Raw genomic sequence first — 25,243 nt, forward strand, 5'->3', positions numbered from 1 at the left:
CTACGCTTTGCGTCTGCGCAAAATATCCGCATACACCGCTAGTATGATAACGAACCCTACGACAACGGTTTGCCACTCCTGCGGCACGGACAGAATGCGTAATCCATTCGTCAGCACACTCATGATCAAAGCGCCGATCACCGTACCGATGATGGTCCCCTTCCCTCCGCTGAGCGAAGTTCCCCCGATCACGACCGCCGCAATGGCTTCCAGCTCATACCCGGCACCCAGGGCCGGATTGGCCGAATTCAGCCTCGATGCCATCATGACACCGGCCAAGCCGGTAAAGGCGCCGGTTAGGGTGTAAATGACGATTTTCCAGAAGCCCACATGGACGCCGGACAATCGGGTCGCTTCTTCATTGCTGCCCAGTGCAAAGTTATATCGGCCGATGATGGTCTTCGATAAGATGAGGTAACCTACAACCGCCGCAATGAAGAAAATAACGACCGCATTCGGAATATCGAGACCCGGTATCAACCAGCCCAGCACACTGCCTTGGGACACCTCGGCAAAGCTTTCCGCGTCGTTGAAATAGACCGGCTTGGCTCCGGAGATAATCAGGGCCAGTCCTTTGGCGATCATCATCATCGCCAGCGTTGCGATAAAAGGCGGGATCTTCATCTTCGCCACCGCCGTTCCGGACAGAAGCCCGCACAGCGCGCCCGTCAAGATGCCGCCAAGGATGCCGACAGGAACCGGTAATCCCCAGAAGGTGATGCATACGCCGGTCATAACACCGCTCAGCGTCATGACCGTCCCGACGGACAGATCAATGCCGCCGGTAATGATGACAAAGGTAGATCCCAAAGCCAGCACGCCGATCACCGCGGTCGAGAGAAGAATGCCCACGATATTGGAGAACTGAAAGAAATTGCTGGATGAGAACGTAAAGAATAGAATGAGAACGACCAGGCTGGCTAGAGCCAGCACTTGCTGCAGCGCACCCGATTTGATTTGAATGTTCATCTGCTTATTCCTCCTGACGTGTATGGATAACGGCTTACATTCTCGCTGTAGCCAGATGCATAATGCTTTCTTGGGTCGCCTCTTCATGTTCCAGCTCGCCTGTAATCCGGCCTTCACACATCACGAGAATCCGATGACTCATTCGAAGGATTTCAGGCAGCTCCGACGAGATCATGATGATTGATTTGCCCTGTGCCGTTAGATCGTTCAGCAAACGGTAGATTTCGCTCTTGGCCCCTACATCGATCCCGCGGGTCGGTTCGTCGAAGATCAGAATGTCGCAATCGCGGGTCAGCCATTTGCCGATGACGACTTTCTGCTGATTGCCGCCGGAGAGGTACTTTACTTCCTGGTCCACATGTGGTGTTTTGACCTTCAATCGCGACACTATTTCCTCTGCCTGCTCGCGAATCCTGGCCGTACTCATCCAGCCCCCGGGACGCACGAAGTTACCGTATGACGCGATAGCCACATTGCTCTTCACATCCAGATCGACAACGCATCCATAGCGCTTACGATCCTCGGATAGATAGCCGATCCCTTGCCGCACCGCATCGTGGGGGCCCTTGATCGTTATCTTGCGGCCATGAACGTGGATCTCGCCGGATTGAATGCGGTCGGCACCGAAGATCGCCCGGGCAAGCTCGGTCCGCCCCGCGCCAACCAGCCCTGCAATGCCAAGGATTTCTCCCTTTTTCAGAGTGAAGTTAATGTCCTTCAAAGTTCGACCTTGATTCAGTCCTTTAACCTCCAATACCGTCTCACGTTCACCTGCGCTCCTCTCCGGCTTCGAGGTCTCGTAGATTTGCCGGCCAACCATCTTGGAAATAATGTCCTGGGTGGTAACTTCAGCTGTGGATACCGTATCGATGTACTGCCCGTCACGCATGACCGTAATGCGATCCGTAATTCGCTTGATCTCATCCATCCGATGGGAAATGTAAACGATTCCAACTCCGCCTTCTCGAAGCTGACGAATGATGCGAAACAAATCCTCAATCTCGGTTTCGCTTAAAGCCGCAGTAGGCTCATCCATGACCAGCACGTCGGCGCTATAAGACAATGCCTTGGCAATCTCCACCATCTGCTGCTTGGCAACCGTTAGTTCCGAAACCTTGATGGATGGGTCCATGTCCAGTCCCATCCGCTCGAACAGTTCCTTCACTTGTCGGTTTAGCGCCTGCTCATCCAGAAACAATCGGAGCTTTCGTCGCGGCTCCCGCCCGATGAATATATTCTGAGCAACTGTCAGATCGGGCGCCAAGTTCAATTCCTGATGGATCATGCTGATCCCCGCGTCTTGTGCCGCTTTCGGATTCGTTAAATCCACGGGCTGCCCCTTGTACGTGATCGTTCCTGCATCCTTCTGGTATACGCCGGTCAGGATTTTCATCATGGTTGATTTGCCAGCACCGTTCTCACCCATAAGCGCATGAACCTCACCGCGCAGCAGTTCAAATCGGCAGTTATTTAATGCAAGCACGCCCGGAAATCCCTTCGTGATTCCTTCCATCTGTATCAATACTTCGCTCAAAACCCCTCACCTCTCAAGCTGGCACCTTTTATGAATCATTGTACAAATCGTTCCCCTTGCGGAGGAATGGAATATTCTCTGATCGATGTTGAATAATCTATGATCTGTTAACAGGACCCCATAAAGGAAGAAGCTACTCTTCCACAAAGGGAAAGAGCAGCTTCTGGTTCTCCTCGGTATACATATTGTCTTTGTTGATGACTACGGAATCGGTGTACACGTTGCGTGACACCTTGTCTCCTTCGATGATGGATACGGCTGTTTTGATGCCTAAATAGCCGATGTTGAAGGGTTTCTGAACGATCGTGGCTTGCAGGACTCCCTCTTCGAGCAGCTTGACTTCCTTCACCGAGCTGTCGAATCCGACCAGCTTGACCTTGCCCCCCAGCCCCAGTTCTCGAATCGCTCTGCCTGCCCCCACCGTAGAAGGCTCATTCAGTCCCACGATTCCATTCAGGTCAGGCCTCTCCAGCAGCAGCTTCTTCGTGATTTCATAGGCTCTCTCCTCCTTGCCTTCGCTATAGTAAGTGCCCACAATTTCCGTGCCGCTGCGCGACTCCAAAATACTTCGGACCCCTTGTTCCCTCTCGATCTGCGTCGAGGTCCCCTGTACGAAACTGACGATAGCAACCTTGGCATCTGCCGGGAGTAATGAAGAGAGCTCTTTGCCTGCCTTCTGTCCAGCATTCACATTGTCGGTCGCGATCAAGCTCTGCGCATAATCACCATTAACGGCGGAATCAATCATAATTAGCGGGATGTCAGCCTTACGAATGGACTCTGCTACGGGAACAAGGCGGTTATAATCTCCAGCGGCCATGACAATCGCATCCGGCTTCTGTTTGATGGCTTCCTCCAGCAATTGGATCTGCAAGTCCACTTCGATTTCCTGGGTGGGTCCTACCACCGAGACATCCACACCGAATTCACGAGAAGCCGTGTTCACCCCTTCAATCAGTACCCGCCAGAATTCAATTTCATCCAGTGCTTTAACACCCACGATGATCTTCTTGGCACCAGGCTCTGCCTTGGACCATTGAAAGGCGACATAACCCAGGATTAGCACCGAAATCAGCAGCAGTAAAATATATCGCAGTCTCATGTACGACTTCATGGCACATCCCCCTCCAAGCTCCGCCATTCCTCCGGATGAACAGCTGGAATGAGCACCTTTACGCATGTCCCCGATCCGGGCTCGCTCGTATAGCTAAGGCCATATTCCGCTCCAAAATATAACTGAATCCGCTGGTGGACGTTCGCAATCCCAACGCTGTTTCTCGCTGGGTTGCCTTCTTTGGACGTTAGCAGAGTCTCAACCTTGGACTGATCCATGCCGATGCCGTCATCCCTGACTTGAAACTCGATCCGGTTATGTTGAAACTTCCCTGTAATCGTGACCGTTCCCGGACCTTCCTTGTTCTTGATGCCATGATAAATGGCATTCTCCACCAGCGGCTGCAGCAGCACCTTCAATGTCAGATACGGGTAAAGTTCGCGATCGATAGCCAGGGCAAAACGGATTTTGTCCTGGTATCGCATTTGTTGTATTTTTAAATAATTCGTTATATGTTCCACCTCGGTAGCAATCGGTATCATCTCCCTCCCTTTGCTGAGCGAAGCTCGAAACAACCTTGCTAAAGCCGATGTCATCAGAATCACCTCATCATGCTTCTTGCTTTCGGCCATCCATATGATGGAATCCAGCGTATTATAGAGAAAATGGGGATTGATTTGGGCTTGCAGGGCATTCAGCTCGCTTTTCCTCTTAATTTCCTGCTCTACCACGATCTGATCCATCAATTCCTTAACCTTCAGCACCATCACGTTGAAGCTGCGGGCCAGGCCGGAGATTTCCCTGGAATGCCCCACGGGAACCCGGATATCGAAATTCCCCTTCTCCACTTCCATCATTTTCTCTTGGAGTTTCTTGATGGGACGCGTCAGGTTCCGGGAGATGACAACGGAAAACAGCACGCCCACGCCAAGACATAACAACCCCGCTATAGCAAAAGAAAGCTGCATTTGCTTCTTATTGTCCACCAGCTCATTCTCATAAAAAACGCCAACGATTTTCCAGCCGAAATCCGTATCCTTGATGCTGTATATCCGGCTTGCCCCGCCCTCCTTCACGACAAATCCCCCTTGCTTGTCCGAAATTACCCGCTCTAATCTCTCCGTCTTCAAATTGCTGTAGAGCAGCTGCTGCTGCGGGTGATACACAATCCGGCCTTGACGGTCAATCACAAACACGTAACCCCGGTTCCCCAGATCCAGCTTGCTGAGCATATCGTTAATCACCTTGAAGTTGAGATCGATCAACAGAATGCCCAGCCCATTCGAAGGATTCACGCCGCTGAGCTCGCGGCTCAGTGATACGACCCAGCGGTACTCTCCCTTGATGACCGGCTGTACATGGGACGAGGAGATCACTGTCTGTCCCTTGTTTTCCTTCGCCTGCCGATACCAGGGCTGCTCCGATAACGCAATATAGGGATTCAGTTCGGCGTCCGCCCGATCGGAGATAAAGGTGTCGCCGGCTCCAAAAATATTAATCGACGCAATATCTTTGCGCGAAACCCGAATCGAGTGGAAATATTCCGATATCTTCGCTTTCAATATAGCCAGTTCCGCAGGCTGCAGTTCATCGGCCGAGGCCAGATATTCTCTGACGTTCGGATTGTTCATCGCTGCGAGCGAGATGTCCTTCATGCCCGTAATGTAGGTTTGGATATTCGCATTCACTTGATTGATCAGCTCGGAGGTATAACTCTCCGCCGTTTCGCGAACAGCCGATTCGGACAGCCGATAGGAGATGAAGATCAGCAGCAGCGCCGTAAACAGCACTAACATCACGAAGGAGCTGGCGATGCGGGATTGAATGGTTTTGATTCGCTGCGGTGCCTTCATGGCCATACCTCGTCTGACGCCATTTTATTTCGGTACTCGGTCGGGGTATCTCCGGTATGTTTCTTAAACAGCACGCTAAAATATTGTGGATCCTGATAACCGGTCTTTGCCGCAATTTCATAGGTTTTCATCGAGGAATGCTTCAGCAGTTCCTTTGCTTTTTCCATACGGACTTCCGTTACGTATTCAACGAAGGTTCTCCCGGTATGCGTTTTGAACAGAGCGCTGAAGTAACTCGTGCTCATGAAGATCCGGCTGCACACGGTCTTAATCGATAACTCCGGATCCTCGTAATGTCGCTGGATGAAATCGACCGCCTCCAGCATCTGGGAGCGGGTCAAGTCCTTTCTCGTCTTGGCAACGTCCCTTAGCGCCTGCTCGCACACCTCGTTTAACCAACCCTCGATCTCATCCAAGGACCGAAAAGAATGTAGATCGGATAGCAGACTTTTCTCTTTGCCGATCAACTCGTTCTCATTGCAGCCGATTTCCATCAAAGTTTGAAGAACCGCAAGCATCACTCGTACGATCCGAACATAACAGAGCTCGATTGAAATTGAAGCGCTTCCAAGTTCGCTGATCAACCGCCGGATGCACGTCTTTACTTCGGAGTCCGTACCAGCCCGGATCGCGGAGATTAGCGCTGACTCGGTTTCGATCCCATCCAGGAGAGGAGCGTCCCCCCGCTTTTCAAGATCCGTGATATGGACCACCTGATCGCGGCCGATCAGGAGCCGGTATTCCAATGCAGCCTCCGAAGCCCTGCAGGAATAACGGATGTCCTGAAGCTCACGGCAAATCGTTCCGATGCCCAGCGTGACCGTGAATTTCATGAACTGTTTCGTAGATCCGCGAATTCCCTCCGCCAGCTCCTGCGCCCGAGCGTGCAGCTCCTCCTCGCCGAAGCCCGACAGAATGGCCATAACCTTGTTCTCCTTGTACCGAAAAACGGCTGCACCGGGCTCACCCGCCAATAATTCCTGCATGATATTGTATAAGGCAAAAGCATACAGCTCATTATCGACGTGCTCTTCATCCGAACGAAGCTCATCCCTATCCGCTGCTATTGCGATATAAAGCGGCCCCGGAAGCGGAATATCAAAGTAAATCAGCTTGCTCTCGATCTCGGATCGCTTCATCGGCGATGACGCCAGTCGTTCGAGAAATCGTTCCTTAAGCAAGACCAAGCTCTCATTCAACTGATATTTGAGCCTCTTCAAGTGCTCCGTACGTCCGTGTTCCTCATCCATCTCCAGCTTGAGTTTATCAAGCATCTCCCTTAATTCCGCCGAGGTAACCGGTTTCATAATAAAATCCGTGACCTGCAGCTTCACCGCCTGCTGGGCATATTCGAAATCGTCAAACCCGGTCAGAATGATGATCTTCGTCTTAGGAAAACGTTCTGTAATATGGCGGGACAATTCCAGGCCATCCATGTACGGCATGTTGATGTCCGTTAACACCACATCAGGTGGTTGGCGGGTGACAGTCTCCAATGCATCCCTGCCGTTCTCGCAAACTCCGATGCATTCAAAGCCATGGTCCGCCCACTGAATCTGGTTTCGAATCCCTTCCCTTACAATCGGTTCGTCGTCCACAATAAGAATCGTATACAATCAAAGCTTCCCCCGTTCATAAGCAAATCCCATTTGCTTAGGTTCTATCGTGTTACGAGGTGAATATACAGGAAAAGCCCTTTGGCAAGCAACTGCCAAAGGGCTCCATGACTTCATATTTATTTGCGGGTGTTCATCCATGTAATGAAATTGTTCACCACAATATCGAGGAAACCGATGGTTGGCTCATGGATTAACTTGCCAGCCTCATCCATCTTCTCGTGTACCGCGCCGATGTATACTTCATTGTTCGGAAGCAGCGGCGAAGTAATGCCGACAGAAAACAGAATATCCCGGAGATGCTCTTGAGCGCGAACCGTTCCAAGCTGTCCCATCGACGCCCCCATAATCCATGAAGGCTTCCCGTTCATGACCTTATCAACGCGCGATAACCAATCGAGCGCGTTCTTGAGCACGCCCGGTATGGAGTAATTATACTCCGGTGTGATCCACAATACCGCATCGGCGGCAGCAATCCGCTCTTTGAAATCCTTAACAACCGCAGGAGGATCCAGCTCAATGTCTTGATCATAAAACGGAAGATCTCGAAGCCCCAAGATTTCAAACGCAATCTGATCCGAGTAGCGCTGCTTCAAATATTCCGCCAGTTTCATATTGTACGACTCTTTTCTAATGCTTCCTACAACGATTGCGACTTTCATGATACCCTCCAGTTCTATGCCTTCTAAGCATATTTCAATCTATTTTTAACAACTAATTTTTAGCCTAACACCATATTTTACCAATGTCAAAATATCCTTTGTCCTACTTCATCAACGAGAGCAGTTTACATACGCCGCGTTCCATATCTGCTCTTCTCTCTGGCGGCACGTACCGCATCAAGGACAGTGCGGCATATGGCACCTTGATTGCATGCGGATCTTCATACAGCCCGCTCCAATAGGCCGAATCCGTAATCGAAGCTTCCTCTGCAGCCTCAACTCTCTGATTCGATAGCGCTTGTGGCTTTAAACGGTTGAGTTTTATTTGCAGCCTGTGATTGTTTTGACCAAGCTTAGCAAGCTGGGCATAACCGAGCCGTTCCAGCTCAATCAATGCGTGGGCGTGGGTAATGCCATGCTCAAGCTCACCTGCAAAAAAGTAGTACTTCCCTTCAACGTGTTGATCCGGCAGCACATGATCCAACTCGGATAAAGCACGAATGGCCAGATCGGATGCATTCCGGTACGGCGGTATTTCCGAGAGTGAGATCTCCGATCGATCCAGCTTCCTATAATCATCAATTCCGTAATACCTGGCAAGCTTGTGTTCAACTGCTGCATCTTCCATCAGCTTAAGTAAACCTCGCACGATTGACGGCGTCAGTAAGTCCGGACGCTCACGCAATGCTTTCAGTCCCAAGACGGCCAGGGTTACCCCGTGTCCGGAGGTACTCAGATTCGTCAGGTTAGGCAGCAGTCCTTCAATAAATCGATTCATTAATTCAGGCTGTGCAGGTTCGGGAGGATAGGGTTCGAACCAATCTTCATGCTGACTGCGCAAGTGCAAGCAATTGGAAGCCAACCCCTGCAGTACATCTTGCGGCAGATCAAACTCCTTCTGCATGTAATAAGCCGCCAAATACGCTCCGCCAACATGTCCTTCAAACCAGCCAATCTCGCCGCCGCGGCTCAAGGCTGTAAGACCATCCTCCAAATACCGGTCACTAATGACCGAATTCACCTCCTTCCCTTCAATTGCACTTGGCAGATTCAGCCTGACTGCAATGTCTTTAGGAAAGCTTGTGATCTTTAGTCGGATGCTGTAACCATACATTCTAAAATGCAAACCATCCTCGGTATCCGAAACCATCATCCGCCGATCCAGAGTGGATCGAACCCGGTCCAGAAACCGTTCGTTGGTTACTCCATAAGTTATCTCCAGGGATGGTGCCAGCGCATACATCGAAATCGGAATCCATTTGCGCTTTGTTGATACAACAACAGCATGGGCTGTTCCTCCAATGACAAAAGCGAATTGCTCCGACTCCTTGGCGATCGTTAAACCGAGCGTCTTCTGCATCCATAATCTTGCGGCTATCGGATCCTCCACAGGTAATCCCACCTCCCGCAAATACAGGACGCCATAGGTGCCGTTCGGCGCCAGTACCCCTTCCTTCAGATCATCGTGCGCGATAAACTCAAGCAAGTTTCCATCGCCATCCTTGAAGTACACATTCACGCCGGAATCAAACCGCTCAACCACTTCACCATCAGGCCATTTCAATAAAGGCATCTGCTCTGCGAGCTTCTGGATCATGGATTCAAACTGGGAATAAGGCACTTCAAACGCGATATGGGCAGGAGCTATAGATTCATACGCTTCTTCAAATGCGAGTGTGAAATCCGGTGTAGGCTGGAATACGATCTCAACCTCGCTTTCGCTTGCAATCGGGAAATGAAGTAGTCCGTTGTAAAATTGTTTCACACCCTGAATGGAGACCGTTTTTAATTTCAATCCGGCAAAATGAGTGATCATGAGGGCTCAACCTCCTCTTTACCGCTGACCTTCTTTACCAGCTCCATAAAGATGGATAGCGCCTCTTTAGCCCGATAATCCAGCACAATCGTGCCTTCTGCCGCTTCGGATTCGTAAATGGTCCGCTGAGAACCACCAATGGAAATCCATTCCGGACTATTAATCCCGTGCAAATTGCGTATGGTAGCCTGCATTTGCTGCAGTGAACTCACACCGACCGCCCCTCCCGCCGAGCTTACCGATAGAACCGGTTTACCTGAGAAATGCATCTGTCCCAAATGATCCAAAGCGTTCTTCAGGACTCCGCTCATCCCTCCGTGGTACTCTGGTGTCGTCAAAATAATGCCATCCGCCTCCATTAACAGACGCTGCAGCTCGCGCACGCCAGCATGGCGATTGAATATCTCGTCTGGTGAATAGAACGGGAGTGGTGTTTCATACAGGTTAAACAGCTTCACTTCCACGAACAACGTATTCATTTGCGCTTCCAAGGCTTTGGCCAGAACGGTACTTGTTGCTTCCTTGCGATTACTGCCAGCTATAATCACGATCTTCATGGTACTGCCTCCCTTGTTGGTATTGAATGTTTTGTTAAGTCCATTGTAGAGGAGGCAAGCCATGGAAATCGTCAACATTTGGAGTGATTTTACGAGCAAAAGCTCTCCTGCCTTCGGCTGAGAGCTTCTACAACTATAGTCTTAGATATGATCGTTATGTACGCCAAATACAGCAATCCTCATACGATTCCATGCTTGAGCGCATAAATGGCCGCCTGTGTCCGGTCGGCAACCCCCAGCTTATCGAGCAGATGACTGACATGGGTTTTAACCGTCTTCTCGGTGATGTAAAGCGCTTCGCTGATTTCCCTGTTGTTCATGCCCGATGCAATCAGCTGCAGTACCTCCTGCTCCCGGCGGGTAAGTTTATCCAACTGCGCTGCCTCTTCCTGATGGCCGGACAAGCTGGTCTCATCTGCTCCCGCTGGCGATGTAACATGCGTCATGAGCAGGCCTGCCGCATCCGGATGCAGTTCAACTTGGCCTTCATACACGCGCCTGATCGCAGCCACCAGATCCTCAGGCTCAATATCTTTAAGAAGATAGCCGCGTGCGCCTGCCCGAATGGCGGGCAAAACATGGTCATAATCGATAAACGAGGTCAGCACGATGACTTTAATGTGAGGCTGTTCTTTTTTTAACCGTGCGGTCGTATCGATTCCATTGAGGATTGGCATATTCAGATCCATTAATACGACATCGGGATTTAGATGTTTGGCCGTTTCCAGCGTCTCCTCGCCATTCGCGGCTTCGCCAACCATCTCGATATCCGGCTGCGTAGCCAGAAAAACCTGCAATCCCCGGCGTACCATGGCATGATCGTCAGCGATCAACAATCGGATCATCCGTTATCCCCCCCCTTCTCTGTTGATCTACCCCTTAAGGGCAGCGAAACCTCAATGATGGTTCCCTCTCTGTACACACTGTATAGACGGAATTGTCCTCCGAGCGATTCGGCCCGTTCCCGCATGCTCGACAACCCAATTGAATGCCGCGTCAGCTCGTTCAATCGTTGCTTGGTAATCCCGCGGCCATGATCTTCGATCCGAAGTTCAACTTCATTTTCCTGTAGAGTTAATACGACCGTTACTTCCTTCGTATCCGCATGCTTGCTTACATTGTTCAGCGCCTCTTGACCGATCCTCCACAAGGCTTCTTCCACGATCCGGGGCAGGTCCTGTATCCCGCTGATATGTGAACTTACATGAAGCTTCAATCGTTCGCCGTATTGTTTAAGGCCTGTCATAAGCCCTTCCTCAAGTCCGGGTGGGCGAAGCTGCATGATCAGTTCCCGCATTTCCTTAAGGGCGCTTTGCGATAAAAACTGTATATCATGGATGGTGTCCTGCAGCATGCTTTTCCGCTCATGCGGCTCCGCGGCAAGCATTCCCCCCACCCCCTTGGACATCATGACTAACGAGAACAGGGTTTGACTTACCGAGTCGTGCAGGTCTCGGGCTAGACGATTGCGTTCATCCATTCTTGCGAGCTCCCGCCGGTTCTCCTCCAGACGGATGCGCTGAAGGGTCATGCCGATATGTTCAGCCAGTGCCTCGATCACCTCCATATCCGCCCGGTACGCATCCCCGTAATGATCGTACCCTATCAAAAGCAGTCCAAAAAAGGTGTCTCCGGCAGCCGCCAGCGGAACCGCAACCGCTCGGGTGATGGAGGCTATCCATCCCTGTTCAACCAATAAATCCGCAAGCCGCTGCGCGTCTTCGGCACTGACCGGATCCGCAGAGACCTTTCCCTTGCCAGACCGGATTCGTGCGGTTTCAGGAAGTGGAAATTGGGCATGGGGCAGCGTCGTCTGACCTCCGCTGTATAGGGCACGCAGTGTCATTTCGTTACCGATAGGTTCCAGTAATGCGGCAACATGCCAGTCAAAGTAACGTCCCATTAAACTCATGACTTGCTTCGTTAATTCGGCCCGGTTAACCGCCTGGGAAGCATAAGCACCGAGAGCACTGCTATATTCCCCAAGCCGGGCAAACAAATCCGCGCGGCGCTGCTCGGCTGCGTACAGCCGCATGCGCTCAATGGCGCTGCCGATTTGGTAGGCTACCGATTCCAGCAGTGCCAGTTCCTCTTTGGTAAAATGCAGCTTCCCGGGTGCAGCGACATTCAGTACGCCGAACCTGCGGCTGCCGGATCGAAGTGGAACGGTTGCATGGTGGGTTATGCCCTCCGTATCCCCCCACTGATACCGAACGGCGTTATCCAGTCGTTTGCAATTCAAAATGTTCACTGCATTTTTCAGACGTCCGTCATCGTAACGCTCCAGGCACCAGCAGCTGCCGCATCTCATGGGTTCGTTATCATCCCGGCTCAGGGCAGGCGGCAAATTCCGGCTGGCTACGAATTCATGCGTTCCCCGATCTTCCACCAGGAACAGCCAGCCGGTCGTAAGTCCCGTTAGCTCCAGCAGCTTGGCAATTACAACGTCCAGCATGGGAGCAAGCTCATTGGACTCGTTCAACGTTTCTGCGATCGTTTTCAGCGTAATTAACTCCTGAATATGCGGATCGTGATTGGACATACACGAAAGCTCCTTCTTTTTTTGCATTCTGAAGTAACTATATTATATAATCCTGTCACACACCATCAAAATCCCCTATGAGCCCTTCGGCTTTTCATAGATCATTCACCCCATGAATTTTGGTAAAAAACAATTAATATTGTTTTATCTCTTGCAAATTTCCACCTACATATGGCTTAATATAGAAGTCGGGGCCGACGAAATGAGCTGAAAGGAGGCTGATTGCAATGATTCAGATCCGTGAGGTGGTATTCGCGTAAAGCGAATATCCGTTAAATGGGAGCCCGCTGCGGGCTCCCTATATCTATTTTTAAATCCAAAAATCTAAAAACCCAAAAAAACCAATATCACGAAAGGAGGAGGGCAAGCATGATCAATGCAATTGTTTTGAAACTCAACGATAGCTTAAATATGTATACAGAAAGAGGAGGGCATCGATGGGCCATTACAAGAACGGAAGAGAAGTGCTTCCCCCCGAGCTGCTGCAGCAAATTCAACAGTATATAGATGGAGAATTACTCTACATACCGAAACAGAGCGAGCAAAGAGCCGGCTGGGGAGAGTTAAGCGGTTCCAAACAACGCATCGAAAGTCGAAATAAAGAAATGTATCGCGCTTACTGCAAAGGACGGTCCATTGAGGAATTGGAACGGACCTACTTCCTGTCTGGAGAAAGCGTGCGCAAGATCATAAGTAAACTTACCCGCGTAGGGACCTGAATCGATGAGATTTAACGGTCTGTACACGGATTAACATAGGACTGTTCCCCTGGGGCGCAGTCCTTTTCACGTTGTATTGCATTAAAACTCACTTGTATCTGGCTAAAAACGTCAGCGCTATTAAGCATATCGATAACAAAGCATAATGAAGACTTAAAAATGCTGATCTTTGCATCCGGGATAAGCCAAGTAAGGCATAAGTATCGGATATAAACCGTGACTTGAAAATACTATTACGGAAGACAGTAAAAAAGGAGAAAATGAGACATTGAGTTAAACTTATTTGACCACCGAGTTCTTTGCGTCAGCGAAAAAGAAACCACGAAGTAGTGGTTTGTCACAATGACTTTGAAAAGTCCAAAACAGGGTAAAATTGTTGTTTTATGAGCCAGCCTTGTTCGATTCAAATCAGTGATTTCAATAACATGACACAAACTACGATAAGCATTTGACTGAGTAAATGAGAAAAACTGAGCATAAGCCGATGAGGGCAGTTGCTCTGAAATGACTGTGTATACCTTTTTCATTTCAAAAACGACGAAATTAGTCAGTGAAAATATATTTAAAAGAAAATACGGCGACCCTTCCCAAGTCAATCTCGGGAGAAGATCGCCGCATATTAAACTCTCTTTCTATGTCTAATCTAACGGACATTGAATAGCAGTCCATTCTCTTGTTTAACTGAGACTATGTTTTCATTGGATGATAATTCTTAGTCTGATCCAATTTATTTTCTAACGATCTAATCTATTGATTTTTTTCGCAGTGACCTGACCTGGATATGAATCTTCTATAGAATTATATACAATCTCAATTTCCTCACCGACTGTAAACATAGCAGGATCTGTTCCAGTTACCCATAGTACATCTTTATACTTTTTTGACTCGATTAAGACGTTAGAATCTTCATGTAAATCCTCATTCTTCAACCCAGAAATGACTAGGATTTTTTTATTGTCTATATCAATCTCTTTAACAACACCAATTAATGTCTCATAATCAGAACTTGAACCATTACAAGCAGTTAGTAAGCATAAACATAAACATATTAAAAATGCTTTTTTTTTATACATAATTTCGCTCCCAGTTAGTATTACTTAGAAAAAGCTGATTTAATTTAATATGGCGTTCATTTGAAGCCGACTTAATACATTGCCAACATGTGAATATGTTCCATCCCCATTATATCTCCCTTTATGAACGCCTTTTAAAATCGAACTATAATAGATTGGTCCTCCACTATCTCCTGGGTTTGAACTGTAACTTGCACTTCTTAAACCTGTAAAATTCACACCTTCAATCGTGTAAGAAACAGATTTACTTTTCAGCACTCCACAAGAAACTGGATTGTTAGATGAAGAAGCGCCTGAAATACAAATCATCTCCCCAACAAATTCATTACTACTATTTTGAACAAGATCAAAATATCCTCCTCTTGAATTATTAGTGTACAGATTATTACTATATGTTAATGAAGATATACCAATTGCCGCTGCATCTACATTACCACCGTATATTCTTGCACCCATTGAGCCAACGTTATTTGTCCCTTGTTTAAAATTATTTCCAGTACTTCCACAATGTGCTGCCGTAATGATATATCCAGAACTTGTACTTGGATATTTGGCCATAAAGCCAAGCGTACAAAGACCACCATTAGCATTAGTAATGGAAGTACCGGCTTGAAGAGGATTATATCCCAAACTTCTATTTTGATCTCTAACTAATGAAGATTCTCTTATCAATAACATATCAGAATTAAACTCTTCTTCCAGCACTTTTCTTTTTTCTAAATCTAGATTTTTGACTCCTACTTCTACTTTCTGTTCTGGTAGATTTATCAATGTATCAGTTATTATCACTCCATTATGCTCTACATTTAATAGCGTTAGTAATCTTTCATTAATTTTAATCAGTTCTTGCTCAGTATACTTAGTTATGAAAACGTTAATTAACGTGGGATCACCATAAATTTGTTTCAAATCAGATTCATACTTTGCTTTATCGTCCTCATTCTTAATTCCAACATTTAAGACTCCACCTAATTTTTGATCAATAAATACGATAGTATCATTTTCATAATTATTGGTGTGCAGGTAATTTTTCACCAAAGGCAACTTTTTTAATTGATGTTCAATACGTAACGATAGTTGCTCTTCCTCAACTCTTGTTAATTTAATACCAAATTTAGAATCATCCGTTTTGTCATTGTTAAACAGAATTATATTATCTTCGCTTAACTGAGTTTTCAATCCAAATTCTTCTCTGAATTTCAATTCATTTAAATAGCTATAGTAGGAATCAGTTTCGACTTCGTTTGCAATTACATTACCCGAAGAGAAAATAAGACTTATTATTACTATGAATGTAAAAGCTAAGTTTTTAATTTTCATGTTATTCTCCTTTATTTTAGATTTCAAAAATGTGTTTCGTTAGCAACCTTCTATCACTCTAAGGCAACCAAAAAATCCATACATATCATTCCCTTCCTAATTTTTACACTACACTATTAATGACTACTTAATTCAAGAGAAAGTTAAGGATAATTTTATTTTATTTTATTTTATTTTATTTTATTTTATTTTATTTTATTTTCAAAATTATGTATTTAATTCATTTAATTAAACACCAGAAAATGGGGATTAGGACTACTCCATTGGTGGCTCACTCTGGTTGCCAACACAAAAACACCTCCAAGGTGACACCCATATCTTACGACATGATTTGGCAGATTTCTCTTGAAGGTGTTTGGATTTATCTCGATTAAGAGGTCAGTCTCCTCTGAGGAGAATACCTTTTTAGTTTGCTATGCCTTCTCCCCCGCGACATCCCAACGATGGCGAAATTTCTCCAATCGCGGATGAAGCTGCGGCGGCTCGGACAAGAGGATGAGCCTCAGCTTCACAATCCATTCCTCGAATGAAGAAAAAGATGCAAACACATTGGCCATCTCAGGTGTCAGTATAAGAAAATGGGGACTTCCGTATTTCTCTACCAGATGACGAAGCGCGGTATCGATCGGCGTGTATTTTTTCCGTTTCGACTCGAAGGGTTCAATCACAACCGATGATCCTTCATGCTCCTCTATCCATTCCTGAAGCTGTTTCTCCCGCTTGTAATAAGGGCTAACCGGCTCCTTGAACATCCGCCTGGCCGTCTCTTCATGCAGCGGATACAGCACCAATTTTACAAATGACCGTTCTTCTAAAATGGCAGCAGCCTGCTCCAAATCCTTCTGGATCTGCTCGAAGAGATCGTAGAATATTAAGGTCCCTTTGGTTGTCGGCTTCGGGGGCTCGTAACCGTAAGGAACATACTCCAAATTGCGCGGCATGATGGAACTTCACCTCTCTTTTACTCTGATGACTGGGATGAAAGCTTTGGTGGAACCCGATGCTGGGTAGCCTGCTCAAAGCCGTAAGCTAATTGGATCAGTACGGGCTCGCTATATGCCGTCCCGATGAACGTAATACCCTGTGGTCCCTTCGTAATATAGCCTCCAGGTGCAATGACGCCATTCTCGGCATAACCGCCGGGAACGGTAACCGATGGATACCCTGCCCGGGCAGCTAAATCTGGTCCATATTCATTACCCAGGAACAGCAGGGCGTCCAGCTGATATGTCTGCAGAACATGGTCAATCCCTCTCGTTCCCGCCATTTCTTTATTCTTCTGTTTGCTCTCAAGATACTCTGCTTCGGTTAGCGTACCGCTCGCCTCCTCGGCCCAAATCAATGTCCCCTGTCCATATTTCAAGGCAGCATCGGCGTGTGCCTCATTATAAGCGATAACTTCAGCCAACGAATGAACCGGCAGAGACGCGTCTAGGTTCGCCAAATAATCATTGACATATTTCTTGAACTCATAGCGAAGGACATTGGCATCCCACTTGGTATCCTGGCAAGGCAGCTCCACCGGATCAATAATAGTGGCTCCTTGATCCCGCAGCACTTCAATGGCGGACTCTACAATATTTAGTCTATCCCGATCCAGGTGGTTATAGTAGTATCGGGGAATCCCGATTCGAGCTTTCTTCAAAAACTTTGAATCCAGAAACTTCGTGTAGTCCTCAACCCTTTTTTGGGGATCTATCTGGGTCACTTCGTCCAAATCATCGGTTCCCGCGATCACGGTAAGCAGAATTGCGGCATCTTCCACCGTTCTGGTCATCGGACCGGCCGTATCCTGCGTATGGGTGATGGGTATGATACCTGACCGGCTTACCAGTCCGATCGTCGGCTTAATGCCAACCAGACTGTTCTGGCTGGAAGGGCTGATAATCGATCCGGATGTTTCCGTCCCGATGGCCGCTGCAGCCAAATTCGCCGCCACCGCAGCACCGGAGCCTGAGCTTGAACCTCCAATGAACATTTCGCCAGGGCCGTATGGATTTAACGTAAGTCCATGTCTTGATGAGTATCCGGCCCACATCGTCGATGACATGAAATTCGCCCACTCGGTCATATTGCCCTTACCCAAAATAACAGCACCCGCCTTACGCAGCTTCGCTGCAACAAAAGAGTCTTTCGTGGCAAACGAATCCGCAAGGGCGATGGAGCCGGCGCTCGTATGCAGCCGATCCCCGGTGTCGATATTGTCTTTGAGCAGGATGGGAATCCCGTGCAGCAATCCTCTTGCTCCCTGGTCTTTGCGCTCCCGATCCAACTCCTCGGCAATTTGCAGCGCTTCAGGGTTCACTTCAAGAACCGAACGGAGAATTCCATCGTATAACCCGATCCGCTCCAGATACAATTGAACTAGCTCAACTGAAGTCATCCAACCCTCTGCCATCGCCTGCTGCATATCCGAAATGGTTGCTTCCACAATCCATGTTTTTTTATCCATGATCATATATAGTCCCCCTGACTACTTATCTTTCTGACCTTACGGTAGGTGATGGGGATTAATGTTTCATATTTTAGCCTCCAGTCTGTTTATATCCTTATTTAATTCGGAATTCAGGAACAAAATTCCTCTTATTATGCGTAATCCAAGCGGTACCTGTATGTTTTCGTCTTCCCTGATCTCTGCTTGCTATCTCTTTAATCGCCAACGAAACACAAAACGCGGACCAAGAATAGTTCTTGATCCGCTCCTGTCCCCATTCGAAATCTTCAACTTAAGGTACGATTCTACCGATACCATTGAGCCTGCTTGTTGAACATCTCGGCATAGTGGGCACCCTGCTCAATTAACTCCTCATGTCTTCCCTCTTCGACGATTCTCCCATCCTTGAGAACAAGAATGCGGTCCGCATGTCTGCAGCTTCCCAATCGGTGGGATATGAATATGGCAGTTTTGCTATCGGTCATGGACATCAGATTCTCGAAAATGGCGGATTCCGTCAACGGGTCTACTGCTGCTGTCGGCTCGTCCAGATAAATCACTTCGAAATCCCTATAGAACGCCCGGGCGATCGCTACCTTCTGCCATTGGCCCTGAGACAGTTCACGCCCTCCCGAGAAACGCGTTCCAAGCTGGGTTGTAACACCATCCTGCAGCGAATCCGCAAGTGAGGTCATCGATGCCTTTTCCATGGCATCGTTCAATTGGTAATGCGCTTGGCGATCATCCGGATCAATCTCCCGCAGCGCTATGTTGGCCTCAAGGGTCAATTCATATCGGTAAAAATCTTGAAAGACCGCCGTTACTCTACTGCGAAAGCTCGCAGGATCATAATCCTGTATCGGGACGCCGTCATAACGCACGACGCCATGCGTCGGTTCATATAGTCCCAGCATAACTTTTACGAGGGTACTCTTCCCCGCACCGTTCTCACCGACAATCGCGATCTTCTCTCCGGGCTTGATGCGAATCGTCAAATCCTCAAGAACAGGCTGTTTCTGATTCGGATATCGAAATGTTACGCCTTCCACATCGATTCCTTCCCGTAAAGGCGTGTCCATCGGCAGGGCTTGATCCGTTTGCGGAACCGGCGTATCCAGAAATTCAAACAGTTCGTGGATGAACAAGCCGTCATGATAGATTTGCCCGATGTTCTGACTGATGTTTTGTATGGAATAACGGGTGTCCTGTACCGCTTGATAGAGCGCGACATAGCTGCCGATGGTTAGTTTGACGCGGGAGGCGATCCATATGAATACAGCTAAAATACTAAAAGAAAAAATCGTGACGGCCGATTCCACGATCAGGCGATTCTTCATATTTTTCCGTTCGACGCCCAGCATTTCATACGTATTCTTGAAATAGATGCCCCGCCATTTGTTCAATAAGTAGTCTTTAGCATGAAACAGCCGGATTTCCTTGGCCGCTTCCTTCGTCTGCAGCAGCTGGTTCATATACGCCGCCATCCTGGATGAAGCGGTCTGCTGATGGATCACCACGAATCGGGAAGTGCCCTCTTTCTTCTGGATGATCAGCAGTGGTATGATCAGAAGCAGCATGACAATAGGCAATATGTAATGAAAGCTAAACAATAGAATGAGCAAACCGACCAGCGTAATGACGCTCTGTGCAATCGAGAACATGTAGAACACCATGTTAATACCGCAGATATTCAGATTGCGCAGAGCCCGCTGCAGCTTGTCATAGCTTTCTGGAGATTCAAAGAATACGAACGGAAGCTTGCTTAACTTCTCAGATACCTGAAGGTTAAACCAGAAGGAGACATAAGCATTCATCTTTCGCTCGGTATACTTTTGAAGGGAAGCCAGCACAATGCCAATCAGCATAGCCATCAGTTGAAGAGCCAGCCAATATAATGCGTTGATTGGAGCTTCGCCCCGAGTAAGAACGCCGGTAATGGCGTTTATGACTTGAGCTGTAACGTAAATCTGTGCTACAGGTAGAAAAGCTTGGAGTAAATATATCATCGTAGATCTAGTAAACATGCGTGGTGAGACACGGTACACCTGCTTCATAACCTCAAACATCAGGTTTGCATATTTCATGTTGTGCAACCTTAAGCCTCCTTCGTCATTATGCCGATTTGTTAAGGGCTGAAGGTTTTGCCTGCGGCAGCTGCTTGATCATTTGTTCAAAATGATGCAAGTAATTGGTTACGCTTTTGTTGATCACGATCTGCTCCTCAGATAAATAGAACGCCAACGGAAAACGGTTCACCTTAAACGAATCGATCAAAGCCCGATCAGCCCAGACCACCTGCAAATCCGTTAATCCGTTGGCACTGGCCATTTCAGCAGCCTCCTCGGCATCCTGGGCGTACAGAAACAACGTAATCGGAAGTTCCGGATGCGATGTCATGAACGTTTTGATAGCCCCGTATGTTTCCTTGCATGCATTGCAATGATTCATCGTGAACAGGAGGATTTTGGACTTATCGTCATACAGATTAAGGGGGTCCCCGTTCATGCTCACATAGGTTGTTCGGGGAATCTGCATGCCGAGCTCTAGTCCCTCCTTCGGAACGGTCGGTTCCTCATCACCGCTTACGGCTACCTGCGGCCTCAACTTCAACTCTCGAACATGCCGGTACAGCTTCATAACGAAGAAGGCCAAACTGAATATCAAGCCATATTGAATCACGAGTACAGTTGTAATCAAATCCATAGATTTTATTCTCCCCTCGCCTGTATGGAATCAAGAGTATAAACATTCAATGCAATTAACGAAATAGCGGCAATCCCGACGGAGGACAGCAAGGTGAGAACCGCCTCTTGGACCGGCATACTGAGTGGATTCACGGGTTCTGAAAAAAGCCAAATTAGCGCATTTAATAAACCTAAGCATGCAACTTTGACAACCGTATTCCTGCCGAGAGTCTCATTAGACCATGAGCCGAAGCAGCTGCATGTTATCTCCTGTTTCTGCACGATCCTTGCTTGGTAAACAGCGTAGCCGAACCCTGCCAGCAAAATAAAAATCACAATTTGCGCAAGCATCCTGCTCCAGGAAAACAATAAACCTGCCCCAGCTGCGATCTCAGAGGTGCAAATGAGAACAGGTACAATCGGTAAGTGACCTGCAGGCAGCTGCAGTCGTTCGATTGTCGTCCTGAAATCCGCTAACGACAACAGTTTCGACACTCCCGAAAACACAAAAATCAAGCTCAGATACATTAGGCATAGCGCACTCATGGACACCGTTCATTCTCCTTCCCGACAACCAGGGAGACCAAGCCCCCATCCGATGACATTGATATCTTGCTAACACTGCTCCTTGCTGTTTTTCTTCGCTGTTCACTGTCTCTCTTTCATATTGCAATTGCAATGGACCCGTCATCATAATTGATACCTCACTCTTCAACGGTGATAAGAAACCAGAGGACCGGCGCTAAATATAAACAGCGGAACAAGGAGTTCCGCTGTTTATGCATGCGCTTTCATAAAATGTTAGCAGCCGCAAGTATATCTCTCTTCGGAACCATTGCCGCAGTCCCATACCTCAAGACGAACGCCAAATTTATCACGTCCGCATTGCTCCGTTGTGTTACAGGAAGTATGACGAAGAATACACATAAATGTTCACCTCCTTTCAAGTCATGAAATTCATCCATATATATGAAAGGTGTTGCCGTGCTGAAGGATCGAGGTGTATTAAACGCTGGATGTAGGAGCTTTCATTTCATAAGCCGAAAATTCTGTAAGCGGGTTCAATTCAGAAGTAGCGTAAGAGGAGCTTGTCCTAACTAACTAGCTTTCAAGATACTATAAATATAATATATTTGTAATTTATTACAAGGATAATATCTTACAGTAAAATAATAGGATATTATCCCTAAATAGAAAAAGGAGACGACCGTGCAAATCCAGATCCGATTATCCAACCATCATCCCAAAGGCATCCAAGGATTACCCGGTAGCGTGATTGTGCCGGAGATCATTGTAATACCGACAACGCTTCGTTATTTTTACGTTTTGATGTCCGAAGTTAATCTGGATGCTCCTTTTGTCATATCTGTCCAGCAATTTACGGATGATGACGGAAACCATACATTTCAGAGCATTGAGGTCGGTCCGAACACCACCTCAACGGTTTATATCAATGGCATGATTCAGGAAGGCCGAATATACACCCTCACGCCGGGAGCACTAACCTTGTATTCTCCCGGCGATGTACTCCTGGCCGGCACGCCGATCTTGCTGGAGGTTTTATACCTCACCGTTCAGGTGGTGGCTTAACACACACAAAGACCCCCCACTCCATTTAGGCAGTGAGGGGTCTTTAGCGTAATTAAATGACAACGCCTTTTTTGAGGATCACATTTGCATACAGCGCCTTTTCACCTGTCGACACGATGGCATAAGCATTCTTCGCCCGTTCATAGAACGAGAATCGCTCTACCTCATCAAATTCTATGGGAACGCTGTGAAACTGCTGAATGATCTCAAGGTATTCACCCCAGATCGGAGTTTCCACGGTATCCCCAGGCGTCACAGCCATCAGCGCTACCGGGGACTCAACATACGTATCCAGCGGGAGTAACGGCAATATCGCGTTTAACAACGCAGGAATCCCGTGTCCGTCTGCCCGGACCAACCGCTGGGCATGACTGGCTGCCGGAAAATTGGCATCACCGAGCACAATTTCATCCGCGTGACCCATCTCCATCAGGATCTTCAGCAGCTCAGGCGAGAGCAAATGAGATATGCCTTTTAGCATGGTATGACATCCTTTTTCATCAGATTAAGATGCAAAGACTGAATCTACGCCAGGAACGTCAGTCCCAGGAGTCGATGAACCTCACTGTTGTACCTGCTGCTGTTCGACAATGGTCTTGTAATGTTGGAATGCTGCCTCCCAATCCTCGTTGGACTCAGGCTCGTACCAGGCAAGCGGAAAAGACCGCTTGACGAGTTCTACTCCCTCTTCCCGAGTGCGCAATGTACCATTCGCCACAAATTGAACCAGCATATTCCCGATAGCACTTGCTTCGATCGGTCCGGCCCACACCGTACGGCCCATGGCATTGGCCGTATACCGGCATAACAGCTCGTTTTGAATGCCGCCGCCAACCATATGAAGCCCATCGTAATACTGTCCTGTAAGAACCTCCATCCGCTCAAGCACTTCACGGTATCTTAGGGCCAAGCTCTGCAGTATGCACTGGACATACTCTCCGGTGCTATGCGGCATAGGCTGCCCTGTCTCCCGGCAGTAATCCCGAATTTCAGCCGTCATATCCGCCGGATTCATGAAGCGCAGGTCATCCGGGTTTATGAAGCTGCGGAACGATTCCGCAGCCTGCGCGAGTTCAACCAGCTCTGCAAAAGAATACGTTAATCCTTGATTCTCCCATTGCCGCTTGCACTCCTGAAGAATCCAAAGGCCCATGATATTCTTCAGCAATTGAAAGGTTTGATAAGCTCCACCCTCATTGGAGAAGTCTTCTTCCAGCACGCCTGTATGGACAAGCGGCTCCGGAAGCTCGGTTCCAAGAAGCGACCAGGTTCCACATACAAGATAGGCAAAACGGGGTGTGTTTGCCGGAACGGCTACCACGGCGGATTCCGTATCATGCGAAGCTACAGCAATCGCTTTAATCGCCGGAACGCCCAGCTCTTGCGCCACGGTATCCTGCAGCCTTCCAATCACGGTTCCCGGCTGCACAGGATCAATGAACAGGGATGCGGGAAGCCCCAGCTCCTCCATTAACGGTTCATTCCACTTGCCTTCAGTAACATGGTATAGCTGAGTAGTGGTTGCCATAGTAAACTCGCACGCCTGGACCCCCGTCAGAAAATAGTTCAGAAGATCCGGAGTGAGCAGAAACTTATCCGCAATTTCCAGCATCGGGGATTTTGACTTCAGCATCGCATTTAACTGGAAGATCGTGTTAAACGGCATGAATTGCAGACCGGTTTCTTGAAACAGACGTTCTCTGCCGACCTGGTCGCAGGTTTCCTCCACCATGCCTTCCGTCCGCAGATCCCGGTAATGATAAGGAACTCCGATGAGCTCTCCATTACGGTCAATCAGTCCATAATCGACGCCCCATGAATCGATGCCATAACTGACCGGTTGATAGCCGGCCTGGAACGCTTTGCGGATGCCATGCTTAACCTCCTGCAGCAGCATCGGGAAATTCCAGTGCAAATGTTTTCCCATCTGGACGGGTATATTGGCAAAGCGGTGAATCTCGGTAATCTTTAGCGTGCCGAGTGATTCATGATCAGAAGAGGTGATCTCGCCCAGCAGCGCCCGGCCGCTGCTGGCCCCCAAGTCAAACGCAAGCACCGCAGATGATTTGCTCATAAGCCGCATCCTTTCTCACCTTTAGTACTATACCGATCCGAGTTTTGAACAACCGGATCTGTTCCACAATCTTTCTATTTCATCTTCTGCAGAAGCTGAATACGATAATCTTCGCTCTCCAGCGCAGCAATATCGTCCACTTCCTGGTCTGTCAGTGGCACCGGTGTGCCGGCTGCCTTGGCGCTCAGATAAATTTTGGCGCTCTCTTCAACTACCTGAGTTCGGTAATACGCTTCACGCAGATTCCGGCCAGTTGTGACCAGTCCGTGGTTCCCCAGCAGGATTGAACTGGCTGCAGTTACTTTCTCCGCGACGGCATCTGCCAGCAAATCCGTCGTAGGAATGATGTAAGGGATATAGGCTGTACGTCCAACCAATGCCGCCTGGTCGGGAAACATCACTGGTAGTTCCTTCTCAACCAACGTGAAGGCAATGCAATGGGATGGATGTGTATGCACCATCGCCCCGATATCGGGGTTGCTGCGGTATCCATACAGATGCATCAGCACTTCGGAAGATGGTCGTAGACCTATATCGGTAATATCGCCGGTCGGGATATCCACTTCAATCCATTGCTCCGGTCCAATCTCCTCCAGCGCAAAACCGCTCGGGGACAAATACATTTTGTCCCCGGCTCTGGCGCTGATGTTTCCTCCCGGTCCTACAACGAGTCCACTGTCAACGATTTTTTTGGCATACTTGCAGAGCTCGTTTCTCGTGTCCATATTCAGCATGATGTCCTACTC

At 48.2% G+C, this 25,243-nt stretch carries 22 protein-coding genes; 2 read left to right on the forward strand and 20 right to left on the reverse strand.

Annotated elements, in window-relative coordinates; all coding sequences use genetic code 11:
• From MKY48_RS20355 to MKY48_RS20400, 10 genes are all read right to left on the reverse strand, one after another.
• Positions 1–969: an ABC transporter permease gene (locus MKY48_RS20355; protein ID WP_076321977.1), complete on the reverse strand. Its 969-nt coding sequence runs from the start codon at positions 967–969 to the stop codon at positions 1–3.
• Positions 970–1,003: 34 nt separating this feature from the next.
• On the reverse strand, positions 1,004–2,503 hold the full coding sequence (locus MKY48_RS20360) for a sugar ABC transporter ATP-binding protein (protein ID WP_215154055.1): 1,500 nt from the start codon (positions 2,501–2,503) through the stop codon (positions 1,004–1,006).
• Positions 2,504–2,636: 133 nt separating this feature from the next.
• Positions 2,637–3,617, reverse strand: coding sequence for a substrate-binding domain-containing protein (locus tag MKY48_RS20365; protein WP_339265888.1), 981 nt, complete (start codon positions 3,615–3,617; stop codon positions 2,637–2,639).
• A complete protein-coding gene (locus MKY48_RS20370) occupies positions 3,614–5,410 on the reverse strand; it encodes a sensor histidine kinase (protein ID WP_339265890.1) in 1,797 nt (598 codons plus the stop codon). Before MKY48_RS20370 ends, MKY48_RS20365 begins: the two co-directional genes overlap by 4 nt.
• The gene (locus MKY48_RS20375; RefSeq protein ID WP_339265891.1) at positions 5,407–7,026 is read right to left on the reverse strand and encodes a response regulator transcription factor; all 1,620 of its coding nucleotides are present in this window, start codon (positions 7,024–7,026) and stop codon (positions 5,407–5,409) included. Before MKY48_RS20375 ends, MKY48_RS20370 begins: the two co-directional genes overlap by 4 nt.
• A gap of 119 nt (positions 7,027–7,145) precedes the next feature.
• The gene (locus tag MKY48_RS20380; RefSeq protein WP_339265893.1) at positions 7,146–7,688 is read right to left on the reverse strand and encodes an NAD(P)H-dependent oxidoreductase; all 543 of its coding nucleotides are present in this window, start codon (positions 7,686–7,688) and stop codon (positions 7,146–7,148) included.
• A gap of 103 nt (positions 7,689–7,791) precedes the next feature.
• The gene (locus tag MKY48_RS20385) at positions 7,792–9,504 is read right to left on the reverse strand and encodes a VOC family protein (RefSeq protein WP_339290594.1); all 1,713 of its coding nucleotides are present in this window, start codon (positions 9,502–9,504) and stop codon (positions 7,792–7,794) included.
• Positions 9,501–10,061: an NADPH-dependent FMN reductase gene (locus MKY48_RS20390; RefSeq protein ID WP_339290596.1), complete on the reverse strand. Its 561-nt coding sequence runs from the start codon at positions 10,059–10,061 to the stop codon at positions 9,501–9,503. Before MKY48_RS20390 ends, MKY48_RS20385 begins: the two co-directional genes overlap by 4 nt.
• A gap of 179 nt (positions 10,062–10,240) precedes the next feature.
• Positions 10,241–10,906 (reverse strand): response regulator transcription factor, encoded by a 666-nt coding sequence (locus MKY48_RS20395; protein WP_339290598.1) that lies wholly within the window; start codon positions 10,904–10,906, stop codon positions 10,241–10,243.
• Positions 10,903–12,603, reverse strand: a complete 1,701-nt coding sequence (locus tag MKY48_RS20400; RefSeq protein WP_339290600.1) for a GAF domain-containing sensor histidine kinase — start codon at positions 12,601–12,603, stop codon at positions 10,903–10,905. The genes MKY48_RS20395 and MKY48_RS20400 overlap by 4 nt, the downstream gene beginning before the upstream one ends.
• 437 nt (positions 12,604–13,040) lie before the next feature.
• Between MKY48_RS20400 and MKY48_RS20405 the strand changes: the two genes are divergently transcribed.
• The gene (locus MKY48_RS20405) at positions 13,041–13,322 is read left to right on the forward strand and encodes a CD3324 family protein (RefSeq protein WP_006211013.1); all 282 of its coding nucleotides are present in this window, start codon (positions 13,041–13,043) and stop codon (positions 13,320–13,322) included.
• Positions 13,323–14,056: 734 nt separating this feature from the next.
• Here the strand turns inward: MKY48_RS20405 and MKY48_RS20410 are convergent.
• From MKY48_RS20410 to MKY48_RS20440, 7 genes are all read right to left on the reverse strand, one after another.
• Positions 14,057–14,395, reverse strand: a complete 339-nt coding sequence (locus MKY48_RS20410; RefSeq protein WP_339265901.1) for a DUF3221 domain-containing protein — start codon at positions 14,393–14,395, stop codon at positions 14,057–14,059.
• 39 nt (positions 14,396–14,434) lie between these two features.
• Positions 14,435–15,715, reverse strand: coding sequence for a S1 family peptidase (locus MKY48_RS20415; protein WP_339290602.1), 1,281 nt, complete (start codon positions 15,713–15,715; stop codon positions 14,435–14,437).
• A 413-nt stretch (positions 15,716–16,128) separates the two neighbouring features.
• Complete coding sequence (locus MKY48_RS20420) at positions 16,129–16,656, reverse strand: hypothetical protein (protein WP_339290604.1); 528 nt, start codon at positions 16,654–16,656, stop codon at positions 16,129–16,131.
• 20 nt (positions 16,657–16,676) lie between these two features.
• Positions 16,677–18,173, reverse strand: a complete 1,497-nt coding sequence (locus MKY48_RS20425) for an amidase family protein (protein WP_339290606.1) — start codon at positions 18,171–18,173, stop codon at positions 16,677–16,679.
• A gap of 281 nt (positions 18,174–18,454) precedes the next feature.
• Positions 18,455–20,233: an ABC transporter ATP-binding protein gene (locus tag MKY48_RS20430; RefSeq protein WP_339293534.1), complete on the reverse strand. Its 1,779-nt coding sequence runs from the start codon at positions 20,231–20,233 to the stop codon at positions 18,455–18,457.
• Between the two features lie 28 nt (positions 20,234–20,261).
• Positions 20,262–20,852: a hypothetical protein gene (locus tag MKY48_RS20435; RefSeq protein WP_339290607.1), complete on the reverse strand. Its 591-nt coding sequence runs from the start codon at positions 20,850–20,852 to the stop codon at positions 20,262–20,264.
• A gap of 5 nt (positions 20,853–20,857) precedes the next feature.
• The gene (locus MKY48_RS20440; RefSeq protein ID WP_339293535.1) at positions 20,858–21,379 is read right to left on the reverse strand and encodes a MauE/DoxX family redox-associated membrane protein; all 522 of its coding nucleotides are present in this window, start codon (positions 21,377–21,379) and stop codon (positions 20,858–20,860) included.
• Between the two features lie 663 nt (positions 21,380–22,042).
• Here MKY48_RS20440 and MKY48_RS20445 point away from each other — a divergent pair.
• Positions 22,043–22,423: a DUF4183 domain-containing protein gene (locus tag MKY48_RS20445; RefSeq protein ID WP_339290608.1), complete on the forward strand. Its 381-nt coding sequence runs from the start codon at positions 22,043–22,045 to the stop codon at positions 22,421–22,423.
• A gap of 52 nt (positions 22,424–22,475) precedes the next feature.
• Here the strand turns inward: MKY48_RS20445 and fucU are convergent, their stop codons facing one another.
• The 3 genes from fucU to MKY48_RS20460 form a co-directional block, all read right to left on the reverse strand.
• A complete protein-coding gene (fucU, locus tag MKY48_RS20450; protein ID WP_339290610.1) occupies positions 22,476–22,904 on the reverse strand; it encodes an L-fucose mutarotase in 429 nt (142 codons plus the stop codon).
• 81 nt (positions 22,905–22,985) lie between these two features.
• Positions 22,986–24,497 carry a rhamnulokinase family protein gene (locus MKY48_RS20455; protein ID WP_339290612.1) on the reverse strand — a complete coding sequence of 504 codons (1,512 nt, stop codon included), beginning with the start codon at positions 24,495–24,497 and terminating at the stop codon, positions 22,986–22,988.
• Between the two features lie 74 nt (positions 24,498–24,571).
• Complete coding sequence (locus tag MKY48_RS20460; protein WP_339290613.1) at positions 24,572–25,231, reverse strand: class II aldolase/adducin family protein; 660 nt, start codon at positions 25,229–25,231, stop codon at positions 24,572–24,574.
• Between the last annotated feature and the right edge of the window lie 12 nt (positions 25,232–25,243).

The organism is Paenibacillus sp. FSL W8-0187, from assembly GCF_037969755.1.
Taxonomy (GTDB): Bacteria; Bacillota; Bacilli; order Paenibacillales; family Paenibacillaceae; genus Paenibacillus_AQ.